This is a genomic window from Niveibacterium sp. 24ML, assembly GCF_026586805.1.
In the GTDB taxonomy this organism is placed as follows: Bacteria; Pseudomonadota; Gammaproteobacteria; order Burkholderiales; family Rhodocyclaceae; genus Niveibacterium.
This window is the reverse complement of sequence record NZ_JAPFHA010000004.1, coordinates 18,154-42,147: the sequence shown is the minus strand read 5'-3', so window position 1 is coordinate 42,147 and position 23,994 is coordinate 18,154. Positions and strand designations below refer to the sequence as shown.

The window sequence follows — 23,994 nt, the reverse complement described above, 5'->3', positions numbered from 1 at the left end:
TCAGGCCAGCGCGGGCGAGAGGTAGGCCATCATCAGGACATCGCCAAAGCCGTCCGGCACCCTGATCGCCATCCGCTTGACCCCTTCCTCGACGAAGCCCCGCTTGCGGTATAGCGCAATGGCGGCGTGGTTGTCGGTCCGCACCGACAACTCGATCCGCAAGAAACCGGCCGCGGTGGCGCGCGCCAGCGCAGCGTCGAGCAAAGCCGCCCCCACGCCGCGCCGGCGCCAGGGCTCAAGCACGCCGATGCCGAGCAGGCCGACATGGCGCTTGAGTGGCCGGCCCTCGGGGGTGATGTCGCACCAGCCCACCAGCGCACCATCGACCAACGCCACCACATGCGGATAGCCAAATTCAAGGTTGGTGCTGACAAATCGCGCGACCGCGTCGAGCGAGGGCGCCTCGTTGCTGGCAAGAAAGCGCCCCTCACGCGCGACCCGATCCACCGCGATCCGGAAGGGCACTACATCTTCGGCCTGGATGTCCTGGATCGAAACCGTCATGCGCGGAACACGGGGCAGCTAACCCAGGTGGTTGATCAGCGACGCGCTCACCAGATCCGCGATGCGTGCCACGTAGAGCGTGCCCATCTCGGGGTAGAAGCGCTCGATGTCTTCGCTGCCCAGTGCAAGCAGGCCAAACACCACGCCGTCGCGCCGCAGGGGCAGCAAGGCCACCGAACGCACTTGCGCGCCCGGCTCGCCGAACCAGCCCACCACTTCCGGCTGGGCCGCCGGCCCGCAGTACGGGTGGCGCAGATCGGCCGCGAAGAAACGCAACTCTTCAGACACCGCCGAGAACTCCACCGTATCGCGCTGGATGATGCTGTTCCAGACGCGCAGGGCGACATGCGGCACCGCAAAGTCTTCAACCAGGTGCGAATCGATCACGCCAACCACCGCCTCGACGCTGTTCGATTCAAGCAGGCCCAGGGTGAGGCGGTGCACCTTCTCGCCGATGACGTCGTTCTCTTCGCCGAAGCGCACCAGCTCTTCCATCTTGTCCTGCAGCATCTGCAGCTTTTCGCGCATCGCCAGCAGTTGCCGTTCTGTGAGCGAGATCGCCTGGCCGGTGTCCGGGTGCGGCACCGACAGTTGCGCCAGCAGGGCCGGTTGTTCGTTGAAGAATTCCGGATGCGCCTGCAGGTAGGCGATCACTTCCTGATCAGTCATGGGTGCAACCTCAAGTGCGCCGCAGCCGCTGGCCACGGACTTCAGTCAATCTCGATTTCGCCTTCGAACACGGTGACTGCCGGGCCGGACATCAGCACCGGCTGGCCGGGGCCACCCCAGGCAATGCTCAACTCGCCACCGCGCGCATGCACCCGCACCGGGCTATCGAGCAGACCGCGCCGGATGCCCGACACCACCGCCGCGCAGGCGCCGGTGCCGCAGGCCAGGGTTTCACCCGCCGCGCGCTCAAACACCCGCAGGCGGATCGTGTGGCGGTCGACGACCTGCATGAAGCCGGCATTCACACGTGCCGGAAAGCGCGGATGGTGTTCGATCAGCGGCCCCTGCGTCGTCACCGGCGCGGTATCGACGTCCGTGACCACCTGCACCGCATGCGGGTTGCCCATGCTGACGGCGCCGATCAGGATCGTTTCGCCCGCCACCTCCAGCGGCTGCGCCGGCGCATCGGAGTCGGAGATGAACGGGATGCGCGCCGGATCAAGCACCGGTGCGCCCATGTCCACCGTCACCAGCCCGTCGGCACCGAGCCGCGGCGTGATCACGCCGGCAAGGGTTTCAACGCGGATTTCGTCCTTGTCGGTGAGGCCCTTGTCGCGCACGTAGCGCGCAAAGCAGCGCGAACCATTGCCGCACTGCTCCACCTCGCCATCGAGGTTGAAGATGCGGTAGCGGAAATCGACGCCGGGCAAACGGCTCGGCTCGACGATCAGGATCTGGTCGCAGCCCACGCCGAAGCGCCGGTCGGCCAGCACGCGCGCGCGCTCGGGCGTCATCTCAAAAGCCTGGCGCACCGCGTCGATGACGACGAAGTCATTGCCCAGGCCCTGCATTTTCGTAAAGCGGAGTTTCATGTGCGCAATTGTCCCACAGGCGGCTGCAGGCCGATCATTCCGTCAGTTGCCGCCAACGGCGGTAGATGCAGTCATCCATCACGACCGTCGCGCCGGCCTCGCGCGCGCGCTGCGCAGCAGCTTCATCCACCACGTGATCCTGCATCCAGATGAAGGGTATGCCCAGCGCAACCGCTTCATCCACCAGCGGGCCGACCCGCTCGGCGTTGATGTAGAAGTCCGCGAGGTCGATCTTTTCCGGCACCGCCGAGAGGCTGGGGTAGGCCTTCTCGCCGAACAGTTCGCTGGCTGCCGGGTGGATCGGGATCACCCGCAGCCCCTGCTGCTTGAGGAACTGCCCGATGTAGTGGCTGGGCCGCTCCGCTTTGGGCGAAGCGCCGACGATGGCGACGGTTTTCACCTTCGCGATGGCTGCGCGCAGGGTGTCCAGATCGGGGTTCTTGAACATCGTGTCTCCGTGGGTTCAGCTTGGCCGCGGCGCCTTGCGGGCCGGGCGGATGAAGGGGCGAATCGCGGCCACCTGCCACGGGCGGCAGGCCAGCAGCAGGCTCACCGGCTGGCGCTCGGCCTGCGGCAAGGCGCCTTCGTCCCAATGCAGTTCGGCGAATTCGCGCGCGAGTTTCTTCAGGCGCTCGGCCAGGGCGTGGCGCGCGCCGGGCGTGAGGCGCCCGTTGAGCAGGAACATCGCCTCGCCCGGCGCGGCAAAGTCGCTGGCGAAGAAGTCCGCCACGTTGTCCTTGAAGGCTTCCATGATCGGGCCGTTGGGCGTCCAGGAAAACGTGCGTGCCACGCGCAGGCGGATGCGGTTGTTCGGCATCAGTTCGATGAAGCCGATGCGATCGAGCCGCGCGAGCAGGCCGATCAGCTCGGCGCGCTCGAATTCATACAGCGCGAGCATGTCCTCGAAGCCCAGCAGATTCAGCGCCGACAGCGCGGCGAGGAAGAGTTTGGGCTCGCCGACGATCTCGCGCTCCTGCGCCACGCTCAGGCGCGAGATCAGGCGCGCTTCGCGGTCAAAGCCGCCGGTCAGTTCCGCGAAATCAATGCCGACGGCGTTGCAGACCGTATCCAGCCTTGCCAGCGTGAAATTGCGCTGGGCAAACCAACGCTTGACGCTGGCTTCCGATTGCCCGACCCGCCGCGCCAGCTCGGCATAGGTGATGCCGCGCGCCTTGAGGGCTGCCTTCAGAAGATCGACAACTTCTACCGCCTGGGTCATGGGGGGCACCTGCGATGCGTAGCGCGGAATGATACCGGCGGCACCGCCATCGGCAACCTGCAAGGGCGGATCCGGTTTGCCGTCCGGAGCGCGCACAATTGGCGGCACCTTCATCCACGGGCTTGGCCATGACCCTCCGCATCCAGCGTACCGACCTCGACGCCGCCAGTCAGGCCGGCTTGATCCCCGCCAACGCGGCCGAGCCGCTGTGGCACTTCCTTGCCGCTCGCGGTGCCGCCGCCGGCGACGCACCGCGCTTCGATTTCACCCATGTGCTGTACTACCTGGGCGGCATGCTCGCGATTGGCGCGATGTCGCTCTTCATGACCCTGGGTTGGGAAGAATTCGGCGGCTGGGGCATCTTCTTCATAGCGCTGCTCTACGCCGGCCTTGCCTGGAAGCTGGCTGAACGCTTCGAGCGGATGGCACTGGCGGTTCCCTGCGGCCTCATGGCCGCGCTGGTCGTGGTGCTGGTGCCGCTTGCCGTGTGGGGCCTGCAGAACGCCTTCGGGCTGTGGGCCGAGGCCAGCCACATCAAGGGCTACCGCGACTATCACGCCTACATCGACTGGCGCTGGATCACGCTGGAGTTCGTCACCCTGATCGCCGGCACGCTGATGCTCTACCGCTGGCGCACGCCCTTCCTGGTGATGCCGATCGCCGTGACCCTGTGGTACATGAGCATGGACCTGGCGGTATTCCTGATCGCCGCCGATGCGCCGCATTACTGGAACGAAGCGGCCTGGACCTTCCGCAAGTGGTTCTCGCTGGCCTTCGGCTTGCTGATGCTGCTGGGTGCCTTCTGGGCCGAACTGCGCAGCCGTTCAGGCAAGGACTACCCGTTCTGGCTCTACCTGTTCGGCCTCATGGCCTTCTGGGGGGGCCTCAGCTCGCTGGGCTCGGGGCTGCTGTCGGGCAAGCTGATCTACCTTGCGATCAACCTGCTGCTGATCGGCATTGGCGCGGTGCTGGTGCGGCGAACCTTTGTCGTGTTCGGTGCGCTGGGTGTCGCGATCGTGCTGGGCGATCTCTCGCACCACTACTTCCGCGACAGCTGGCTGTTCCCGCTGGCGCTCACCGCCATCGGGCTTGGCATCATCTTCGCGGGCATTGCGTGGCGCCAGCACGAAGCACGGCTGAGCCTGCGCCTGAGGGCCTGGCTACCCGAGGATCTACGCCGTCTGATTGAGGCGCGTCAGACCACGCGCTGAGGCAGCGGCCGCACCGCCATCGCGTGCCCCGGCTGCATCAGCCAGCGCTGCAGCAGCCGCGCGATCTCCAGGTCGAACTTGCGACTCGGCGCTTCGCTGAGCAGGCCTTCAAGCGCCGCCTCGTCACGCGCAGTGCCCAGGTGGCACCACTGGTCGAAAACATGCGTCGCGGCGCGGCCGCTCTCTTCATGCAGTTCGGCAATCGCCACCGGCCCGGCCCAGGGCCAGGCGCGTGGCGCCAGGGACGCCAGCGCACGCAAGAGGCGGGCGTCGTGGATCTCCGGCCGCTCGGCATCCACGCAAACGCCGTCACAACGCTTGAGCCCGTAGGCCTGGCAGGCGCCGCGCCCGTTTTCAAGGCCAACCCGCTGCGGACACAGGCGATGCAGCAGCACCAGTTCGCGCAAGGTGTTGTCCGCTTCACGCTGGCCGCGGAAGGTGCCGAACACATCCCCCCACTCGCACGGATCGCTGCCGTGCAGCTCGCATTCCTCCAGCACCGGCGGGCGGCGCCGGTTCGGAATGAAGCGCCAGCCCAGCGAGCGGCTTGGATGCTTTTCCGGCACATGGCGGCGCAGCAAGGCCAGCTCTCGAAGCTGGGAATCCAGGTCGCCGGCGGTGAACTCGGTCTCCACCCGCCGCACCTGCGCGCTGAGCTTCACGCTCTTGGCATCGCCGCGCCCGGTGAACAGACCAAGCACCTTCGAGCGCAGGTGATTCGAGCGCCCGCACTGCAGCAGTTGCCCGCCCGCACCAAACAACAGGTAAACCCCCGGCGCCTCGGGCAGGGCCTCCAGATCGCCTTCGGGTAGCCTCGGTACCGCAGCCCCCTCGCTGCCTGCGCGGCGAAGCGCGAGCAGCAGGCGGTCGTGATCGAACAAGCCGGCGGCTTCCTGCATGAACTGCCAGACCAGATCGGCATCGGTCATCGCGCGGTGACGGTTTTCAACCGCATAGCCGTGACGCTCGACAATCGCATCGAGCCCGTGCCGCGCGTGCTCCGGGTAGAGCGCGCGAGAGAGCTTCACGGTGCACAGCACCGGCGGATCGAATGCGATCTGCCGCTGCGCGAAGGCGGCGCGCAGGAAGTTGTAGTCAAAGCGCGCGTTGTGCGCGACGAACACGGCGCCCGCGAGGCGTTGCGCGATCTCGTCAGCCAAGGCCCTGAAGTTGGGTGCCCCGGCGACCATCTCGTTGCTGATGCCGGTAAATTCCTGGATGCGGCGCGGAATCGGCATCTCGGGGTCGACCAGGCTGGACCAGCGTTCCACTTCAACGCCGCCTTCGACCCGCACGATTGCGACTTCGGTGATGCGGTCGCGGTGCGGATCGGCACCGGTGGTCTCCAGATCGACAATGGCGAGCGGGCGCTCGAAAAGCGGGTTCATTCAGCGCGATCGTGTAGATGAGTGGCCCATCGCAGGCCAGCACAATGCAGATGGCCCTGAACAGTGTCAGGGCCATGCAAGCGGGTAGAGCCGTGGATCAAACTTCGCTCTGGTAGGGGTAGGGCTTCTGCGCGATCTTCGATTCGGCATTGCGCCGCTGGGTTTCCAGATCCTGCGGCTTGTCCCACCACAGCGCGCGGCCCTTGCGTTGCTCCTCACGCTCTTCGGGGTGCTTGGCCATCCACTCGCGCATGAATTTGGTGTGTTCGGACTCGTACATCGCCATGTTGATTCCTCCTGAAGCGGCGATTTTAGCAGGGCTGCGCCGGATCAGGCCGCGCGCGCTTCCGACGCCTTCAGGCGGGCGATGCGCACCACTTCGGGAATCCGCCGCACGGCCCGCATCAGGCGCGCAAGGTGCAGGCGATCGGTGACTTGCAGGGTGAAGTAGATCTGGTGGTGGGCGGCGCCTTCGCCGTCCATGCTTACATGCTGGATGTTCGAGTGTTCTTCTGCGATCGAGGCGGCAATCTTGGCCAGCACGCCGCGGCGGTTTTCGGTGATGACGCGGATCTGCACATCGAAGAGGCGATCGGTGTCGGACTCCCACTCGACGTCCACCCAGCGTTCGCGGTCTGCACGATTGCGCGAAAGATTGGGGCAGTCGTTCAGATGCACTTCCATGCCCTGCCCTTTTCGTAGCAGGCCAACGATGGGGTCGCCCGGAATCGGCCGGCAACATCGGGCCAGTTGCACCGCCATGCCCTCGCTGCCGCGGATCAGGATCGCCCCGGCCGGGCGCGGGCGGATCTGCTGGCCTTCAACGCCTTCCACCCCCACCGACTCCACCGCATTGGCAAGCCGTTTGGCCACCACCGCGGGCAGGCGCTTGCCCAGCCCGATGTCGGTGAACACTTCGCTGCGGTCGCGCGCGCCGGCGTCGCGCAGGAAGCGCTCCCACACCAGATTGTTCAGCGCAGCCACCGGCAAGCCATGCGCACGCAGGGCCTGCGCCAGCAGCCGCTCGCCCAGCGCGACGGACTCATCCTGCTGTGCCGTCTTGAGGAAGTGGCGAATCTGCGCGCGCGCCTTGCCCGAGCGCACATACGAGAGCCAGGCCGGATTCGGGCTGGCGTGCGAAGCGGTGACCACCTCGACCTGATCGCCGTTCTTCAGCTCGGTCCGCAGCGGCATCAACTCGCCATTGATGCGGCAGGCCACGCAGCGGTTGCCGATGTCGGTGTGCACGGCGTAGGCGAAATCGACGACCGTGGCGCCGCGCGGCAGGTTGAAGATCTTGCCCTTGGGGCTGAAGACGAAGACTTCGCCGGGGAACAGGTCGATCTTGACGTGCTCAAGGAACTCGGTCGAATCGCCGGAGGTGGACTGCAGTTCGATCAGCGACTGAAGCCAGTTGTGGGTGCGCTGCTGGATATCCGACAAGGGGCCTTCGCAGGCCTTGTAAAGCCAGTGCGACGCCACGCCGCTATCGGCCACCTGGTTCATCTCGCAGGTGCGGATCTGCACCTCGACCGGCGTGCCGTAGGGGCCGAACAAGGTGGTGTGCAGTGACTGGTAGCCGTTGGCCTTGGGGATCGCGATGTAGTCCTTGAACTTGCCCGGCACCGGCTTGTAGAGCTCGTGCAGCGCGCCGATCGTGAGGTAGCAGGTCGGGATGTCCTTGACGACGATACGGAAGCCGTAGATGTCGAGCACCTGCGAGAAGGTCAGGTGCTTGTCCACCATCTTGCGGTAGATGCCGTACACATGCTTCTCGCGCCCCCACACTTCGGCGTCGATCTGCCAGCTGGGCAGGCGTTCCTGGATCGCACCGAGCAGCTTGCCGACGATCTCGCGCCGGTTGCCGCGCGCGGCCCGCACGGCCTTGGCCAGCACGCGGTAGCGCATCGGGTGCAGGTAACTGAACGAGAGCTCCTGCAGTTCGCGGTAGAGGTTGTTGAGGCCGAGTCGATTGGCGATCGGGGCGTAGAGTTCCAGCGTTTCGCGTGCGATGCGGCGCTGTTTGTCGGGCCGCACCGCGTCGAGCGTGCGCATGTTGTGCAGGCGGTCGGCGAGCTTGATCAGGATCACCCGAACATCGCGCGCCATCGCGAGGAACATCTTGCGGAAGTTCTCTGCCTGCGCCTCTTCATGGGTGCGGGCTTCGATCTTGTCGAGCTTGGAAACCCCGTCCACAAGTTCCGCCGAGGTCTTGCCGAAAGCATCCGCGATCGCCTGCTTGGTGATATCGGTGTCTTCCATCACATCGTGCAGCAGGGCCGCGATCAGCGCCTGCGCATCGAGGTGCCATTCGGCGAGGATCTCGGCCACCGCGACCGGGTGCGAGACGTAGGGCTCGCCGCTGCTGCGGAACTGCCCAAGATGCGCCTCGGCCGAGAAACGCGCGGCACGCTCAAGGCGGTCGAGATCGTCGTCCTTGAGGTAAGCCGCGGTGCGGGCGCGCAGGGTCGAAAGATCCACGCCTTCGAGCGGATCGATGCCCGCGGCGGCATCATGCATGGGCTCGTGATGCAGGGCACTCACATCGGTGCCGATCCGGCTGGCAGAGGCCTCCATCTCAGCGGCCTCCCGGATCACGCATGCAAACGCACGCTGCCGCAAACCGGGCGGCAGACCAGCGTTCAGACATGCGATCAGCGCTCATGCGTCGCCTCCGTCAATCGGCGCCACGCAGGAAGGCAAACGCTTCCGCATGACGCGCTTTCTGCACATTGAGGCGCGCGCGGCAGGCTCGCACGATTGCCGCCATGTCCGCCTGCGCCTCAGCTAAGTCATTGTTGATAATACAGTAATGGAACTCGTCGACATGCTCCATCTCGCCCCGCGCAGCCTCCAGGCGACGGGCAATCACCTCGTCGGCATCGGAGTTACGACCGCGCAAGCGACGTTCGAGTTCAGCCAGCGAGGGCGGCAGGACGAAAATGCCAACGGCTTGCGGAAACGCCAGCCGCACCTGCCGCGCGCCCTGCCAGTCGATTTCGAGCAGGATGTCCATGCCGGTGTTCATCTGCTGCTCGATCCAGCTGCGCGAAGTGCCGTACAGGTTGCCATGCACCTCGGCCGATTCAAGGAAGCCCCCGGCTGCGCGCATTGCCTCAAAGGCCGCGCGATCGGTGAAGTGATAGTGCTGGCCGTCGACCTCGCCCGGGCGCGGTGCGCGGGTGGTGTGCGAAACAGAGAGACGGATGCCGCGGTCCTGCTCCAGCAAGCCGCGCACCAGGGTGGTTTTGCCTGCCCCGGAAGGGGCCGAAACGATGTAGAGCTGTCCGGGCATGTCGCTTACTCGATGTTCTGAACCTGTTCGCGCATCTGCTCGATGAGCAGTTTCATCTCCAGTGCAATGCTCGACAGCGCGCCGGATACCGCCTTCGAAGCCATGGTATTGGCCTCGCGATTGAGTTCCTGCATCAGGAAATCGAGTCGCTTGCCGGCCTGACCACCCACCTTGAGCACACGCTCGACCTCGTCACAGTGCGCACGCAGGCGCGAGAATTCCTCCACCACATCGGCGCGCTGGGCAAACAGGCTAACTTCCTGGCGGATGCGGTCTTCATCGAGCGTCGCGACTGCGTCGCGCAGGCGCGTGGTGAGCTTCTCCTGGTACTCGGCCACCGCCTGCGGGAGGATCGGTTCGGCGCGCGCCACCAGTGCACGCAAGCCCTCGATTCGCTCCAGGATCATGGCGGCGAGTTTTTCACCCTCCCGCGCACGCGACGCGACCAGATCACCCAACGCTACGCCAACCAGCTCGATCGCTGATGCCACCAGGCCATCGAAGTCCGGGCCGTTGTCGCCCATCATGCCGGGCCAGCGCAGGATCTCGCCGACCGAGAGCGGCGCCGCATCGGGGAAGCGGTTGCGCAACTGGGCCTGCGCGGCCGTCAATTGGTCGACCAGAGCCGCATTGAGCGAGAGTTCCGCCGGCGCGGCCGCGATCGCCTGCCAGTAGAGGCGGCACTCAACCTTGCCGCGCGAAAGCCGGGCGGTGATCGCCTCGCGCAAGGCGGGTTCGGCCAGGCGCAGCTCTTCGGCCATGCGGAATCCGAGATCCAGAAAGCGCGAATTGACGCTTTTGAGCTCGATATTTAGACGCAGACGCCCGCTTTCACGGGCGCTGACGGCATAGCCGGTCATTGAGTGAATCATCAGAAGCTTCCGCTTTGAGGACTGCGAAAATTGCTAAATTGCACAGTCGAATTGCAGGGGTGGGATAAAAAGCTGAAAATCGAGGCCCTTTCGCCGAATCATACGTGCGCCCCGATGGCCACTCAAGCAAACTGCCCATTGCCGTCCGGCTTCCAGCTGGAGCAGTACCGCATCGAGCAGCAGCTCAGCCTCGGTGGATTTTCGATCGTCTATCTGGCAACCGATCCCGATGACATGCCAGTGGTGATCAAGGAATACCTGCCCAATTCGCTGGCGCTGCGCAAGGAAGGCGAGGTCGAGCCTCGCGTGCCGGACGACCATCAGGCCGCCTTCCGCTACGGCATGAAGTGCTTCTTCGAAGAAGGGCGCGCGCTCGCAAGCCTGAATCACCCGAATCTGGTGCGCGTGCTCAATTTCTTTCGCGCCAACAGCACCGTCTATATGGTGATGGCCTTCGAGCGCGGCCGAACCTTGCAGGACTTCATCAACAAGAACAAGGGCGACATCCGCGAGAAATTCATTCGCGGCGTATTCACCCGGCTGCTCAACGGCCTGCGTGAAGTCCACACGAACAAGCTGCTTCACCTGGACATCAAACCGTCCAACATCTATCTGCGCAACGATGGCACGCCTGTCCTGCTCGACTTCGGCGCTGCACGGCAGACGCTGTTCAACGACGCCCCGATGCTCAAACCGATGTACACCCCGGGCTATTGCGCGCCCGAACAATTCCGCGACCGTGAGCAACTGGGCCCATGGAGCGACATTTACTCGGTAGGCGCGAGCATGTATGCCTGCCTCTCCGGAACACCACCGCAGCGCTCTGACGATCGCATCAAGAAAGACCAGCTTGAGTCGGCGCGCAAACGCTGGTCGCAGCAGTATTCAGCGCAATTACTGGACACCATTGACTGGTGCCTCAAACTCGATCCGCTGGAACGCCCTCAAAGCGTCTATGCCCTGCAAAAAGCACTGGCACGCCGTGTGCGTCAGCCGGCACCGGGCAGCACGACAGAGAACACCTGGATCGGGTCCCTCGGAACAAAACTGCGGTCAATCATTTCGCGATCATGAAATTCACCATCTATCAGGAAAGCCGCCCCGGCAAACGGCGCTCGAATCAGGACCGCATCGCGTATTGCTATTCACGCGATGCGCTGCTGATGGTCGTTGCCGATGGCATGGGCGGCCACCTGCACGGCGAAATCGCCGCGCAGATCGCGGTGCAATACATCGCAGAGAGCTTTCAGCGCGAAGCGCGCGGCCAGTTGCAGGACGAGATGCTGTTCCTCTCGCGTGCGCTGACCAACGCCCATCACGCCATTCTCGACTACGCCTTCGACAAGAACCTGCCCGATCCGCCACGCACAACCATCGTCGCCTGCGTGGTGCAGAACAGCCTCGCGCACTGGGCGCATGCGGGCGATTCGCGGCTCTACCTGCTGCGCGACGGCCGCGTCGCCTTCCACACGCGTGACCACTCGCGCGTGCAGGTCATGGTGGAGCAAGGTCTGATCAAGGAAGGCGAACAAGCCACCCACCCCTTCCGCAACCGCATCTTCAGTTGCCTGGGCGGTACGCATTCGCCGCAAATCGAATTCTCGCGGCGAACGCCCTTGTACGCGGGCGACACCCTGCTGCTGTGCAGCGACGGAGTCTGGGGCCCGGTAGGGGCCGAAGAGGCGATCGCCGAAGTCGATACGAAGAACATCCTCGAATCGCTGCCCGTGCTGATGAACCGTGCCGAGACGCTCGCCGGCCCGACCGCCGACAATCTTTCGATCGTGGGCATGACCTGGCATGACGACTTCGCCGAATCGCCGCCCACGACAATCTCGACGATGACCATGCCGATGGACAGCTTCACCACCAAGATGGAAGGCTTCGCCTCCGGCCACACCGCGCCCGCCAACAGTGACCTGAGCGACGACGACATCGAGCGCGCAATTGCCGAAATCAACTCTGCGATCCGGAAGTACACGAAATGAGCACACCCGCCCAGCGCCCGAGTGGCCGCAGCCCCGACGCACTTCGCGCCGTCCGCATCACGCGCGGCTTCACCCGCCATGCAGAAGGTTCGGTGCTGGTTGAGTTTGGCGATACCCGCGTGCTGTGCACCGCCAGCATCGAAGAATCGGTGCCGCCCTTCCTGCGTGGCAAGGGCGAGGGCTGGGTCACGGCCGAATACGGCATGCTGCCGCGCGCCACCCACACCCGCAGCGCGCGCGAAGCGGCCAAGGGCAAGCAAAGCGGCCGCACCCAGGAAATCCAGCGCCTGATCGGGCGCAGCTTGCGCGCGGTGGTCGACCTCAAGGCGCTGGGCGAGCGACAGATCACACTGGACTGCGACGTGCTGCAGGCCGACGGTGGCACCCGCACCGCCGCCATCACCGGGGCCTGCGTGGCACTGCACGAAGCACTCGGAAAGCTGGTGGCCGAGGGCAAGCTGGCCCAGCACCCGATGCGCGAAATGGTGGCCGCCATCTCGGTCGGCATCGTTGCGGGGCAGCCAGTTCTCGATCTTGACTACACTGAAGACTCGGGCTGCGACACCGACATGAACGTCGTGATGACCGCTTCCGGCGGCATCGTCGAAGTGCAGGGCACCGCGGAGGGCACGCCCTTCTCGCGCGCTGAACTCGACGCACTGCTGGTGCTGGCCGAGAAGGGAATCGGCGAACTGGTGGCTGCGCAGCGCAGCGCGCTCACAGGCTGAACGACAAGCAGCTTCACCACAAAGACGCGAAGAACGCCAAGGGCCACAAAGCAAATTTGTTGTCACGCGACGATTCTTCGCGACCCTTTGTGGTCCTTTGCGCCTTTGTGGTGATGGAAATTCAAGGTCTTTCCCGATGAAACAACTCGTCCTCGCCTCGAACAACCCTGGCAAGCTGCGCGAATTCGCCGCGCTGCTGGCACCGCTCGGGATCGAAGTGCTACCGCAGGCGCACTTCAACGTGCCGGAGGCCGAAGAGCCGCATTGCACCTTCATCGAGAACGCGCTGGAGAAGGCGCGCCACGCCTCGCGCTACACCGGCCTGCCGGCCCTCGCTGACGATTCCGGCCTGTGCGTCAGCGCGCTTGGCGGCGCGCCGGGCGTCCAGTCGGCCCGCTTTGCCGGCGAACCCAAATCTGATGAGCGCAACAACGCCTTGCTGCTAGAGAAACTGGCCGGGCAGGCAGACCACGCCGCGCACTACGTTTGCGTTCTGGTGCTGGTGCGCAGCGCCGACGACCCGCAGCCGCTGATCGCGGAAGGCGAATGGCACGGCGAGATCATTGCGCAAGCCCGCGGCACCAAGGGCTTTGGCTACGATCCGCTATTCCTCCTGCCCGATCTCGGACAGACGGCGGCCGAACTGGACCCGGCATTGAAGAACACGCTCTCGCATCGCGGCACCGCCTGCCGCCACCTGCTGGAGACGCTGCAGCGCACCGCGCTCTGATCGATTGCATGAGCGAACGTCGCATCATTCCGCTGGTCACGCGGCCGCCGGTCATTACGCGTGCAGCACTGAGCGCACCGCCACCGCTCTCGCTCTACGTGCACTTCCCCTGGTGCGTGCAGAAGTGCCCCTACTGCGACTTCAACTCGCACGCAGTACGCGAGAGCATCCCCGAGCAGGCCTACCTCGACGCACTGATCGCCGACCTTGAAGCATCACTGCCGCAGGTGTGGGGCCGCCGGGTGCAATCGATCTTCATCGGTGGTGGTACGCCCAGCCTGATCAGCGCCGCAGGGCTGGAGCGCCTGCTGGCCGACATCCGCATGCGCCTGCCGCTGGCGGGCGATTGCGAGATCACGCTCGAAGCGAACCCCGGCACGCTGGAGGCCACTCATTTCGGGGACTTCCGCGCCGCAGGCGTGACACGGCTCTCACTCGGCATCCAGAGCTTTGACGACGCAGCTCTTGCGCGCATCGGCCGCATCCATGGCGGCGATGAGGCGCGACGCGCGGCCGCGCTTGCAGCAAAGCACTTCGACACCTTCAACCTCGATCTGATGTACGCGCTGCCTGCTCAATCGCTGGAACAGGCGCTGGCCGACCTTGAGATCGCACTGAGCTTCGCGCCCCCGCACCTGTCTTGCTACCACCTGACGATGGAGCCGAACACTGCTTTCGGCGCCAAGCCCCCCGCCGATCTGCCCGACGACGACTGCAGCGCCGACATGCAGGAGGCGATCGAAGCGCGGCTCGCGCAGGCCGGCTACCAGCACTACGAAACCTCGGCCTTCGCACGCCCCGGCCACCGCTGCCGGCATAACCTGAACTACTGGGCATTTGGCGACTACCTGGGAATCGGCGCCGGGGCGCATGGCAAGCTCTCGTCACACACCGGGATCGTGCGCGAGGCACGGCACAAGCACCCGAATGCCTACATCGAAGGCGTGGCCCGCGGCGATGCATTGCAGGAACGGCGCGAAGTGGGTACCGAAGAGTTGCCCTTCGAGTTCATGCTGAACGCCTTGCGCCTGATCGACGGCGTGCCCCCCGCGCTGTTTGCCGAGCGCACCGGCTTGCCGCTCGCGGCAATCGAACCCATCCTGGTGCGCGCCCGGCAGGATGGTCTGCTTGAAATGGACGCCAACGGTTTGCGCCCCAGCCTGCAAGGCCAACGTTTCCTGAACACGCTGCTCGAACGTTTCTTGCCCGAGGTCAAGTAGCACGAGCGCTAACTGCGCGCGGACGTGGCGCGCGGCACATTTGGCGAAACAGTGCATCAGTAGAATTCGCCGGTCACTTCACGAGCCCCCGCCGTGCGTATCTTCCTGATCCTGTTCGTCCTGACCGGCGCTGCCGTCGTCGGTCTCTACTCGCTGGTGCATGGCGAACCCAGTCCGCAATTGAAGGCCGCCGCATCACGCGCAACGCCCGACCTCTCGCGCCTCCCCGATCCACGGGATGTGATCGAGATCGAGCCGGCGCAGCCGCCCGGCGCAGGGATTCACAAGTGCACGAAGCGCGGCAAGGTGGTCTACACCGACCAGCCCTGCCCGGAAGACCACAAGCAAGGCAAACTCGACCCGGAGCGCAGCCAGATCGTAACGCTGCCGGCAGATAAGCCGGCCTCAGGTACCGCCAGCGCCGCCCCGGCAAAACCGGTTGCCGGCGGCATCGAGATCGCCGAAGACGGCAGCATCCGCCGCGCGCAGTAAGGTGCTTCAGCCGCCTTGCGCGGCAATCCAGCGGCGGATCTTGCGTTCGAGTACCGGCAAAGGCATGGCGCCATCGACCAGCAACTCGCGGTGAAATGCGCGCAGATCGAATCGCGCCTTGAGTTGCGACTCGGCCTCGCGGCGCAATTGCAGGATCCGCAGTTGCCCCAGCTTGTAGCCAAGCGCCTGGCCCGGATCAACCATGTAGCGTTCCACTTCGATCACTGCATCGCTATCGGCCATGACCTGATTGGCCTTCATGTAGGCGATCGCCCGCTCGCGTGACCAGCCCTTGGCATGAAGCCCGGTATCCACCACCAGGCGCGAGGCGCGAAGCATTTCATCGTTGAGTTTGCCGAACCACTGCAGCGGATCGGTGAACAAACCCAGATCGTGACCGAGCGTTTCGGCGTACAAGGCCCAGCCTTCTGCATACGCGTTGTCGCCAAAGAAACGCCGGAAGCGCGGGAGGTCTGCCACTTCCTGTGCCAGCGCAATCTGGAAGTGGTGGCCGGGCGCGGCTTCATGCAGAGACAGTGTCTCCATGCCCCAGATCGGCACCGCGCGCAGGTCGTTGGTGTTGATGTAGAAGATGCCGGGCCGGCTGCCATCCTGCGAAGGCGACTGATAGAAGGCACCGGGCGCTGCGGCGGCACGAAACGCCTCGACCGGCCTGACCTCGTAATCGGCTTTCGGGAAGAGCGAAAAGAGCGCGGGCAGGTTCGGATCCACCTTGCGCTTGATCGCCTTGAAGCCCTCCACCACCCCATCGGCACTGGTGTGATAGAAGCGCGGGTCGGTGGCCAGGTAGGTGCGGAACGCCTTCTGATCACCGCTGAAACCGATCGCGCGTCGCACCGACTCCATCTCACGCTGGATCCGCGCGACTTCCTTCAGTCCGATGGCATGAATCTCATCGGGCGACAACTCAAGCCCGGTGTTGGCGCGAACTCGCGCGCGGTACCAGGCGGTGCCATCAGGCAATGCGGACCAGCCAACGCTGCTGCGGCAGGCGGGGATGTACTCGTTGGCGAAATAGTCCGCCAGCTTGCGATAGGCCGGCAGGAGCTGCCCGACGATCAGGGCTTCGTAATCAGCCGTGAGGGCCGCGCGTTCGGCATCAGTGGCGCTGGCCGGAATCCGCTTGAGTGCGCCATGAAACACGCTGGCGCCCGGCGCGGAATCCGCGATCGCCCTGAGCTGAGGCAATACCCGCTCTGCCGCCACCCGGGGCAATGTCACCTGCCGCACAACACCTTCGCGCAGATTGGCCAGCGCGGTATCCACCCAGCGCGGAAACTGCGCCGCCCGCGCCAGCCACGCGCGATGCTGCGCCAGGGTGGCAAGGGGCTGCTGCCCGTCACCAGACCCGAGCAGCGCAAGTTCGATAGGCAGACTGTCGAGCTGCGTGATCGGCAACAGGTGCTCGGGAAAGCGACGCGCGTCGATCTGCTGTTCGCGCGCATTGATGAAGATATCGAGCGTCAACGCATCGGCTGGCGACAAAGCGTCACGCGCGATTGCACGCGCCGCCAGCAAGGATTGCCGGTCGAGCAGATCGAAACGCGCGCGTGTTTCAAGTGAGTCGGGATTGCCGAGCTGGTCGTCGTAGCGCGAATCGCCAATCCAGGTCGCAGAGAGCGGGGCAATCGCCAGCGTCTGTTCGAAATGCCGCTCAACAAGCTGGTAGACCGCGCTTCGTTCCGAGCTGGCCTCTTGCGCGCCAAGGGGCGCGGCAAAGCCCAATCCAATCCCGAGCACGGCGGCAAGCATGCTGGCAGACAGCCACTCGCGAATACGCCGCACGCCCCAAAGTCCACGCATGCAATCAGGCCGGTTCAGCAAGGAGGCGCTCAATTCGTTGATGCAACTCGTCCCAATCGGGTTCGCCCAGGTACTGGGCTGCGATGTTGCCCTTGCGGTCAATCAGAAAGCTGGTGGGTGTCAGACGCACGTCACCATATGCCGTGGCTGCCTCGCCAGTCGAGTCGAGAGCCACAATCACCGGCAGCTCGGTCCGCCGTGCGAAATCACGAACCCAATCCGGATTGTCGTAACTCATCGCGAGCGCGAGCATCTCGTAGCCACGCGGGGTGTACTGCTTCCAGGTCTCAACCAGACGGGGCATTTCCTTCACACAGGTGGTGCAGGTTGTTGCCCAGAAGTTGATCAGCACCACCTTGCCACGCAGGGACGTACTGTTCAGCGGCTGCCCATCGATTCGCGTTACGGTGACTTCCGGCGCGGGGCGCGCCTTGCCGAATCCGAACCAGGCGCCGGCCGCGAGCAGGCCGACCAGGGCCACGACAAGGATTTGCTTGAGTCTGATTTTCATTTAGGTCGCTTGCTCGAGAAGAACATCCGCGGACGATTGTCATTGCATTGACCGCGCTTGTCACCCGCGGTTCTCCACGGAGGCCCGGTGCGCCTGCGCACCGGGCGAGGCACTGCCGATGCGGCTAGAGCACGTAGCGCGAAAGATCTTCGTTTCCAGCCAGTGTCTCGAGGCGGGCGTCGACATAGGCCGCGTCAATCACAACGCGTGCCAACGCGGGATTGCCCGCCTCAAAGCTGACTTCTTCGAGCAGCTTCTCCATCACGGTGTAGAGGCGACGGGCACCGATGTTCTCCGTCTTCTCGTTCACCTGGAAAGCGATTTCGGCCAGGCGCCGGATGCCGTCCTGGGCGAATTCCAGGCTCACGCCGTCTGTGGCAAGCAAGGCTTCGTACTGGCGTGTCAGGCACGCGTCCGTTGCGGTGAGGATGCAGACAAAGTCATCCACCGAAAGCGAATCGAGCTCAACTCGGATCGGGAATCGCCCCTGCAGTTCGGGGATCAGGTCCGACGGCTTGGCAAGGTGGAAGGCACCGCTGGCGATGAAGAGAATGTGGTCCGTCTTGATCATCCCATACTTGGTCGTCACCGTCGTCCCTTCAACCAGCGGCAGAAGATCGCGCTGAACACCCTGACGCGAGACATCGGCACCGCCCACTTCCGAGCGCGACGCAATCTTGTCGATCTCGTCAAGAAACACGATGCCGTTTTGCTCAACGTTCTTGACCGCTTCGTGCTTGAGGTCTTCGTCACTGACCATGCGCGCGGCTTCTTCGTCGGCCAGCACGCGCATCGCTTCCCTGATCTTCATCTTGCGCAGTTTCTTCTGCTGGTTGCCCAGGTTCTGAAACATGCCTTGAAGCTGCTGGGTCAGCTCTTCCATGCCGGGCGGTGCAAAGATTTCGGCGGTCGGGCCGTGCGCCGCGGCTTCGATCTCGATCTCCTTGTCATCAAGATCGCCCTCACGCAGCTTCTTGCGGAATTTCTGCCGGGTAGCATTGTCCTCTGCCGCCGGTTCAGTCGCGAAACCGACCGGGCGTGCGGCAGGCAACAAGACATCGAGGATGCGGTCTTCGGCGGCATCCTGGGCGCGATCGCGCACCCGCCGCGTTGCCTGGTCGCGGGCGTCCTTGACCGCAATCTCGACAAGATCGCGGATGATCGTGTCGACATCGCGTCCGACATATCCGACCTCGGTGAATTTAGTCGCCTCAACCTTGATGAAAGGCGCGTTCGACAAGCGCGCCAGGCGCCGTGCGATCTCGGTCTTGCCAACCCCGGTCGGCCCGATCATCAGGATGTTCTTGGGCGTGATCTCATGGCGGAGCGCGTCATCCACCTGTGAGCGACGCCAGCGATTCCGCAAGGCAATCGCCACTGAACGCTTGGCGCGCGTCTGACCTACGATGTGCTTGTCGAGCTCGGAGACGATCTCCGGCGGGGTCATTTGAGTCATGGCATGTTCCCGAAAGTGTGGCGGCTTCAGCGGCCGCAGCTCAGCACACGCTGAGTGCGGCACGCGCGCTCACCACTCGAGGGTTTCGATCGTATGGCTGTGGTTGGTGTAGATGCAGATGTCGCCAGCGATGGCGAGCGATTTCTTGACCACATCCACCGCCGACAGCTCGGTGTTTTCCCAGAGCGCGCGCGCGGCGGACTGCGCGAACGCACCGCCCGAACCGATTGCGCCGATGCCCTGTTCGGGCTCGAGGACGTCACCGTTGCCGGTAATGATCAGGGTGTGTTCCTTGTCGGCGACCACCAGCATCGCTTCAAGCCGACGCAGCATGCGATCGGTGCGCCAGTCCTTGGCGAGTTCGACCGCACCGCGCATCAGGTGCCCCTGATGCTTTTCAAGCTTGGCTTCAAAGCGCTCAAAAAGGGTGAAGGCATCGGCCGTGCCACCGGCGAATCCCGCCAGGACCTTGCCATGAAACAGCCTGCGCACCTTGCGTGCGGTCCCCTTGATGACGACGTTGCCGAGTGTGACTTGCCCATCGCCCCCCAGCGCGACTTGATTCGCGCGGCGAACCGACAGGATGGTGGTGCCGTGATATTGCTCCATGGGTCTTCCAGTAGCGGCCGCTCGTCGGGCCCGTCCTACCAGTGTGGGGGCTGTGCCGCCAAACGCAAGACTGACTGCGTCAGATCCGCCGCGTTTCCATGCTGGCAACCTGGTGCACGCCCATCACCCGCAAGAGCGCTGCCACCATGGCATTGAGGCCACGGATCTCGCACAGCTTGCCTTGCGCCTGAAACTGCACAAGCACGTTGAAGAGATTGCCGGCAGTCACGAAGTCCATGCGGCGCAGGCGGCTGGCATCCACCGCGATCGTCTTGCGATCGGCACCGTACTTGGCCAGCTTTCGCACCACCTCGCTTTGGGCGGAAGTCAGTTCGCCCTCGATGACGAAATTGGCGGCGTCTTCCTCAATCGGGACCAGCTCCAGTGCCGGTGACGCGGAGGCGACCGCCTCGGCGTTCTTCATCGTCGGCGCGGGCGCCGCGATGGGCGCCTCGTAAGAAGGCGGAGACTCTTCGAAGGTAATGGCGTAATCGAGTGCGACCTCTTCGAAGCGCTCAACTTCTGCCAGCGCCTGAAGGAGCTCCAGCACCATCAACCAGATCGCCTGACCTTGCCGCTGCCCCTGCACCGCCTGGCCTTCAATCATCGGCAGCATGTTGCGGGCGTTGAGTATCGTCACCTGAACACGGGCCTGACGCAGCGCCTTGAGGCCGCTGACAAGCACCTCACAACCAGCTTCGTCTGCACCACGCAGCTTGCCCAGGTCGATCCGCAACTTGCCCGCCTTGATGGCGATGCGCGAAATCTGGTCGAACTGGGCCTTGGCTGCAGCCCCCAAGGTGCCGGTCAAGGCCACCGAGGGTGTCGCATCGCGCGACGCGATCTTGGTGGCAGGCGCCGTATCTTCTTCAGCCCAGATCGGTGGCGAACGGCCGAATTGTTCGGCGTAGGCGACGCCACGTTGCTCGAAGGCCTCGCGCTGCCCAACGACTCGATAGAGGTCGAACAGCATGCTCCAGAGCGTGTCATTGCCCTCTGCCCCGCCATCAAGCGCGGCCTCCAGCACTGCCGCGGCGACATCATCGCTGGCATTCGCGAACAGAATCGCAGCCTCCTCGACCGCCGGATGATCGGCGTCAGAGAGCTCATCGACCTGAATCTTGCCTGCGGCCTGCGCAAGCGCACGCGCATCACCCTGGGTGAAATCCAGTGTTGACGTGTTTGCATCGGGCTTGGACGCACGTGAGTCCGCCTTGTCGCCCGATGAAGGCTCTTGAACTTGCGGACCCTTGCGGAAAAACGGAATGGCCAAAATCGTCGCTCAGAAATGTCGAAGGCAGCCCCACCTGCACCCTTCGCACAGCCGCATAGGATAGGTTGCAATGCATCACACTGCAAATGAACTCACCCTAGAAGTTACGGCGAACGAGCCGCTTTCAGTAGATTCCAGCTATTTACAAGATGTGACCGAAGTCACCGGAATCCACAATGAATAGCGTGTGATCCGTCAGAATCAGTAAAAAAGGTCAAACGTTCGCTTACATCTTCCGCCAAAGTAGTCATTGCATTTTCCGAGATATGGGAAATAATTCCATTTATTGAAGGCTCGCGTACGAGCCAGGGCACGATCGGACATGGACACACCTACCGGACACCCCACCCGCGCAGAGGTTTTGCTGGACGAAGCAGACAGGCTCTTGCTGCCGCTGGCGCGACTGCTGATCGCCAATGGCGTCGGCTACCCGCAGTTGGCGGCGCGCCTCAAGGGTGTGTTTCTTGACGCAGCGCGCTGCGAGCTGGCCGCCCAGGGCGGACGCCAGACAGATTCGGCGCTGAGCCTGCTTTCAGGCGTGCATCGAAAGGACATCCGCGCGGCCAAGGCGGCAGAAGACGGCAGCTTCCCGCGCAGCGGCAGCGCCTTGTCTTTTGCGGCCGAGGTGTTTACCCGCTGGTTGCACGACCCGGCCTTGCGGGGCGCTGACGGCAACCCGCTTGAGCTGCCGCGCAACGGCCCGGCCCCCTCGTTCGAAAGCCTGGTCGCCGCCATGTCTACGGATGTGCATGCGCGCAGCGTGCTCGATGAGCTGCTGCGTCTTGGCGTTGTGCGCCTTGCCGGCGAAGTGGTGATTCCGAACCGGGACGGCTTCATCCCCCGCGAAGGCTTTCGCGAACTGGCTTTCTACTTCGGCGAAAACGTGCGCGACCACATCGCCGCCGCGGCAAGCAACCTGCGCGCGGTGGATCGGGGCGCGGCACCGGCATTTCTTGAACAAAGCGTTTTTGCCGATGGTTTGTCGGCGAAATCAACCGAAGCGCTGGCAGATGTCGCACGGCAACTGTGGCGCAACGCGTTCGACGGCATGGTTGAAGAAGCCACACGTCGATGCGAAGAAGACACGGCGGCAGAGGCTGATCGCCGCATGCGATTCGGCATGTACTACTACGCCGAACCGACAACACCCAAGGAGGACGAATCGTGAAACTCGGAATCAAAGGATGGATCGCTGCCATCGCAACCGGCGTAATGATCGCTGCGTGCGGCGGTGGCGGCGGTGGCGACTCGGGTGTTGGCTCGGGCGGCACGGGCGGCACGCTTCCAGGCCCAGTGGACGGCTTTGGCAGCGGCACCGTCACCGGCTTTGGCAGTGTGATCATTGATGGCGTGCGCTTTGATGATTCAAGCGCAAGCATCGAGACTGACCGCGACCCGTCGTCACCATCGGCAGGCACCAGCAGCGATGTGAAGCTCGGCATGAAGGTGGAGTCGGAACTGAGCGCGGACGACAAACTCAAGCGCCTGACCGTATCACCAGAGTTCTACGGCCGCATCAGTGCGCTCAACGCGAACGGATTCGTCGCCGCCGGCCAGACCATCGTAATTTCGACCGACCCCGCCACGCCAACGGTGTTCGAAGGGGCCGGTGGCCTGGCTGACCTGGCGGTCGGCGACATCGTCGAAGTGCACGGCGCACGCAATGCGCAGGGCGAAATCGTCGCCACCCGTATCGAGCGCAAAGCGCCATGGAACGAAACGCGAATCCGCGTGGTGGGCACCCTGGCCGAGCTGGATACCGGCGCCAAGAGCTTCAAGATTGGTGACCTGATCATCGACTACGCCAGCGCGAACCTGCTGCCGGCCGGCGCCACACTCACCAGTGGCCAGCGCGTCGCCGTCTGGAGCACCACCGCCATCAGCAATGCCGGGGTTCTGAGCGCCCAGGTCGTGCGGATCAAGAACCCGACGGTAGCCGATGGCGCCAAAGTCCGCCTCGGTGGTCTGGTGACCAGCCTGGACACAGCCGCCGCGACCTTCCGGCTTGCAGGCGTACCGGTTGACGCGAAGAACGCAAGCTTCGAGAAAGGCACCGCAGCGGATCTGGCGAACGGCCGCGCAGTGCGTGTCGAGGGCAGCTGGAAAGCCGGCGTGCTGCTCGCTAGCAAGGTGCGCTACCTGATCGACAAGGGCGATGCAGGCGTCGAGCTGACTGGCGCCATCACCGACTTCGTGTCAACGGCCAGCTTTACCGTGCGCGGCGTGCCGGTGGATGCGTCGAGCGCCGAATTCAGCGGCGGCAAGGCCGAGAATCTGGCCAACGGGGTGATCGTCAAGATCGAGGGGGCTTACGAAAACGGCGTGGTCAAGGCCACTGAAGTGAAGTTCTCGACCACGCCAGACGGCGGCGTGCGCACCTTCCCGGGCAAGATCACCGCCTATGACGCCGCAACCGGTGACTTCCGCCTGAATGGTTTCGAGGTCGCCATGCGCATCACCGACAGCACAGTCTTCACCAACGCCAACGGCAGCGCCGCGAGCAAGGCAGACTTCGCCAACGGCAAGCGCGTGCTGGTGCGCGGCAGCTTCGTTGCCGGCGTGCTGAATGCCCAGGAAGTGAAGTTCGTGCCGGACGCCACGGTCGATATCAAGCTCGAAGGCCTGCTCTACGCGCTCGACAGCACCAACAAGACCTTCATCATCAAGGGCGTAACGGTGCGCTGGAATGACAGCACCGTGTTCGACCCGAGCAGCAGCTCGGCGGCGGATCTGGCCAATGGCGTGAAGGTCGAAGTGCGCGGCAGCAAGGACGGCAACACGCTGCTGGCAACGAAGATCGAGATCAAGCGCACTGACCTGCCCGCCATCGCGGAAGTCAAAGGCGTGATCACCGATTTCGTCTCGGCATCAAACTTCAAGGTGGGCGGCCAGGCGATCACGACAACGTCCACCACGATCTACAAGGACGGCACCGCCAGCAGCCTTGCTGCCGGGCGCAGCGTGGAAGTGAAGGGCACATTGAGTGGCAGCACGATCAGCGCCGCCGTGATCGAGTTCGAAGACTAAGCCCTGCAGCACCACATCAAACCGGGGCCGGGCATTCGCCCGGCCCTTTTCATTGCGGCCCCGTGGGTGGCGTGATCGCCCGCCGCGACACGCGCGGTCCGGTAGA

Annotated in this window: 24 protein-coding genes; 9 read left to right on the top strand and 15 right to left on the bottom strand. The window is 64.2% G+C overall.

Annotation, left to right across the window (positions count from 1 at the left end):
• From OPU71_RS04570 to OPU71_RS04550, 5 genes are read right to left on the bottom strand one after another with little or no spacing between them, the layout of a single operon-like run.
• Entirely contained in the window at nt 1-504 is a 504-nt protein-coding gene (locus OPU71_RS04570; RefSeq protein ID WP_267725444.1) for a GNAT family N-acetyltransferase, read from the bottom strand.
• An 18-nt stretch (nt 505-522) separates the two neighbouring features.
• The gene (locus OPU71_RS04565; RefSeq protein ID WP_267725440.1) at nt 523-1,173 is read right to left on the bottom strand and encodes a DUF484 family protein; all 651 of its coding nucleotides are present in this window, start codon (nt 1,171-1,173) and stop codon (nt 523-525) included.
• A gap of 41 nt (nt 1,174-1,214) precedes the next feature.
• Nucleotides 1,215-2,045, bottom strand: a complete 831-nt coding sequence (dapF, locus tag OPU71_RS04560; protein WP_267725438.1) for a diaminopimelate epimerase — start codon at nt 2,043-2,045, stop codon at nt 1,215-1,217.
• 34 nt (nt 2,046-2,079) lie between these two features.
• Complete coding sequence (locus OPU71_RS04555; protein WP_267725434.1) at nt 2,080-2,493, bottom strand: CoA-binding protein; 414 nt, start codon at nt 2,491-2,493, stop codon at nt 2,080-2,082.
• 15 nt (nt 2,494-2,508) lie between these two features.
• Complete coding sequence (locus OPU71_RS04550; RefSeq protein WP_267725432.1) at nt 2,509-3,378, bottom strand: helix-turn-helix domain-containing protein; 870 nt, start codon at nt 3,376-3,378, stop codon at nt 2,509-2,511.
• A 14-nt stretch (nt 3,379-3,392) separates the two neighbouring features.
• On the opposite strand from OPU71_RS04550, the gene OPU71_RS04545 reads away from it, so the two are divergent.
• Nucleotides 3,393-4,475: a hypothetical protein gene (locus tag OPU71_RS04545; RefSeq protein WP_267725430.1), complete on the top strand. Its 1,083-nt coding sequence runs from the start codon at nt 3,393-3,395 to the stop codon at nt 4,473-4,475.
• On the opposite strand, the gene OPU71_RS04540 is transcribed toward OPU71_RS04545, so the two are convergent.
• The 5 genes from OPU71_RS04540 to OPU71_RS04520 form a co-directional block, all read right to left on the bottom strand.
• A complete protein-coding gene (locus OPU71_RS04540; RefSeq protein ID WP_267725428.1) occupies nt 4,460-5,863 on the bottom strand; it encodes an exonuclease domain-containing protein in 1,404 nt (467 codons plus the stop codon). The two genes, OPU71_RS04545 and OPU71_RS04540, sit on opposite strands and share 16 nt — an antisense overlap.
• 97 nt (nt 5,864-5,960) lie before the next feature.
• Nucleotides 5,961-6,149, bottom strand: a complete 189-nt coding sequence (locus OPU71_RS04535) for a DUF3460 family protein (protein WP_267725424.1) — start codon at nt 6,147-6,149, stop codon at nt 5,961-5,963.
• A gap of 44 nt (nt 6,150-6,193) precedes the next feature.
• The gene (locus tag OPU71_RS04530; RefSeq protein WP_267726005.1) at nt 6,194-8,383 is read right to left on the bottom strand and encodes a RelA/SpoT family protein; all 2,190 of its coding nucleotides are present in this window, start codon (nt 8,381-8,383) and stop codon (nt 6,194-6,196) included.
• Between the two features lie 157 nt (nt 8,384-8,540).
• On the bottom strand, nt 8,541-9,158 hold the full coding sequence (gene gmk / locus OPU71_RS04525; RefSeq protein WP_267725422.1) for a guanylate kinase: 618 nt from the start codon (nt 9,156-9,158) through the stop codon (nt 8,541-8,543).
• A gap of 5 nt (nt 9,159-9,163) precedes the next feature.
• A complete protein-coding gene (locus OPU71_RS04520; protein ID WP_267725418.1) occupies nt 9,164-10,030 on the bottom strand; it encodes a YicC/YloC family endoribonuclease in 867 nt (288 codons plus the stop codon).
• A gap of 114 nt (nt 10,031-10,144) precedes the next feature.
• Between OPU71_RS04520 and OPU71_RS04515 the strand changes: the two genes are divergently transcribed.
• The 6 genes from OPU71_RS04515 to OPU71_RS04490 all read left to right on the top strand — a co-directional run bounded on the left by OPU71_RS04515 (nt 10,145) and on the right by OPU71_RS04490 (nt 15,188).
• Entirely contained in the window at nt 10,145-11,104 is a 960-nt protein-coding gene (locus OPU71_RS04515) for a serine/threonine protein kinase (RefSeq protein WP_267725416.1), read from the top strand.
• Nucleotides 11,101-12,018 carry a PP2C family protein-serine/threonine phosphatase gene (locus tag OPU71_RS04510; RefSeq protein WP_267725414.1) on the top strand — a complete coding sequence of 306 codons (918 nt, stop codon included), beginning with the start codon at nt 11,101-11,103 and terminating at the stop codon, nt 12,016-12,018. The genes OPU71_RS04515 and OPU71_RS04510 overlap by 4 nt, the downstream gene beginning before the upstream one ends.
• Complete coding sequence (gene rph, locus OPU71_RS04505; RefSeq protein ID WP_267725411.1) at nt 12,015-12,746, top strand: ribonuclease PH; 732 nt, start codon at nt 12,015-12,017, stop codon at nt 12,744-12,746. Before OPU71_RS04510 ends, rph begins: the two co-directional genes overlap by 4 nt.
• Before the next feature lie 136 nt (nt 12,747-12,882).
• Complete coding sequence (gene rdgB / locus OPU71_RS04500; protein WP_267725407.1) at nt 12,883-13,476, top strand: RdgB/HAM1 family non-canonical purine NTP pyrophosphatase; 594 nt, start codon at nt 12,883-12,885, stop codon at nt 13,474-13,476.
• Nucleotides 13,477-13,484: 8 nt separating this feature from the next.
• Nucleotides 13,485-14,696, top strand: a complete 1,212-nt coding sequence (gene hemW / locus OPU71_RS04495) for a radical SAM family heme chaperone HemW (protein WP_267725405.1) — start codon at nt 13,485-13,487, stop codon at nt 14,694-14,696.
• A 93-nt stretch (nt 14,697-14,789) separates the two neighbouring features.
• On the top strand, nt 14,790-15,188 hold the full coding sequence (locus OPU71_RS04490; RefSeq protein WP_267725403.1) for a DUF4124 domain-containing protein: 399 nt from the start codon (nt 14,790-14,792) through the stop codon (nt 15,186-15,188).
• A gap of 6 nt (nt 15,189-15,194) precedes the next feature.
• Here the strand turns inward: OPU71_RS04490 and OPU71_RS04485 are convergent, their stop codons facing one another.
• The 5 genes from OPU71_RS04485 to OPU71_RS04465 all read right to left on the bottom strand — a co-directional run bounded on the left by OPU71_RS04485 (nt 15,195) and on the right by OPU71_RS04465 (nt 20,861).
• Nucleotides 15,195-17,012 (bottom strand): DUF885 domain-containing protein, encoded by a 1,818-nt coding sequence (locus OPU71_RS04485; RefSeq protein ID WP_267725401.1) that lies wholly within the window; start codon nt 17,010-17,012, stop codon nt 15,195-15,197.
• A gap of 4 nt (nt 17,013-17,016) precedes the next feature.
• Nucleotides 17,017-17,523 (bottom strand): TlpA family protein disulfide reductase, encoded by a 507-nt coding sequence (locus tag OPU71_RS04480; protein ID WP_267725399.1) that lies wholly within the window; start codon nt 17,521-17,523, stop codon nt 17,017-17,019.
• 124 nt (nt 17,524-17,647) lie between these two features.
• Nucleotides 17,648-18,979: an ATP-dependent protease ATPase subunit HslU gene (hslU, locus tag OPU71_RS04475; RefSeq protein WP_267725396.1), complete on the bottom strand. Its 1,332-nt coding sequence runs from the start codon at nt 18,977-18,979 to the stop codon at nt 17,648-17,650.
• 69 nt (nt 18,980-19,048) lie between these two features.
• Entirely contained in the window at nt 19,049-19,588 is a 540-nt protein-coding gene (gene hslV / locus OPU71_RS04470) for an ATP-dependent protease subunit HslV (protein ID WP_267725395.1), read from the bottom strand.
• 79 nt (nt 19,589-19,667) lie between these two features.
• Nucleotides 19,668-20,861: an STAS domain-containing protein gene (locus OPU71_RS04465; RefSeq protein WP_267725393.1), complete on the bottom strand. Its 1,194-nt coding sequence runs from the start codon at nt 20,859-20,861 to the stop codon at nt 19,668-19,670.
• 322 nt (nt 20,862-21,183) lie between these two features.
• On the opposite strand from OPU71_RS04465, the gene OPU71_RS04460 reads away from it, so the two are divergent.
• Together OPU71_RS04460 and OPU71_RS04455 are read left to right on the top strand one after the other, a co-directional pair.
• Entirely contained in the window at nt 21,184-22,029 is an 846-nt protein-coding gene (locus tag OPU71_RS04460) for a DUF6502 family protein (protein WP_267725391.1), read from the top strand.
• The gene (locus OPU71_RS04455) at nt 22,026-23,888 is read left to right on the top strand and encodes a DUF5666 domain-containing protein (RefSeq protein WP_267725389.1); all 1,863 of its coding nucleotides are present in this window, start codon (nt 22,026-22,028) and stop codon (nt 23,886-23,888) included. The genes OPU71_RS04460 and OPU71_RS04455 overlap by 4 nt, the downstream gene beginning before the upstream one ends.
• Nucleotides 23,889-23,994 lie beyond the last annotated feature (106 nt).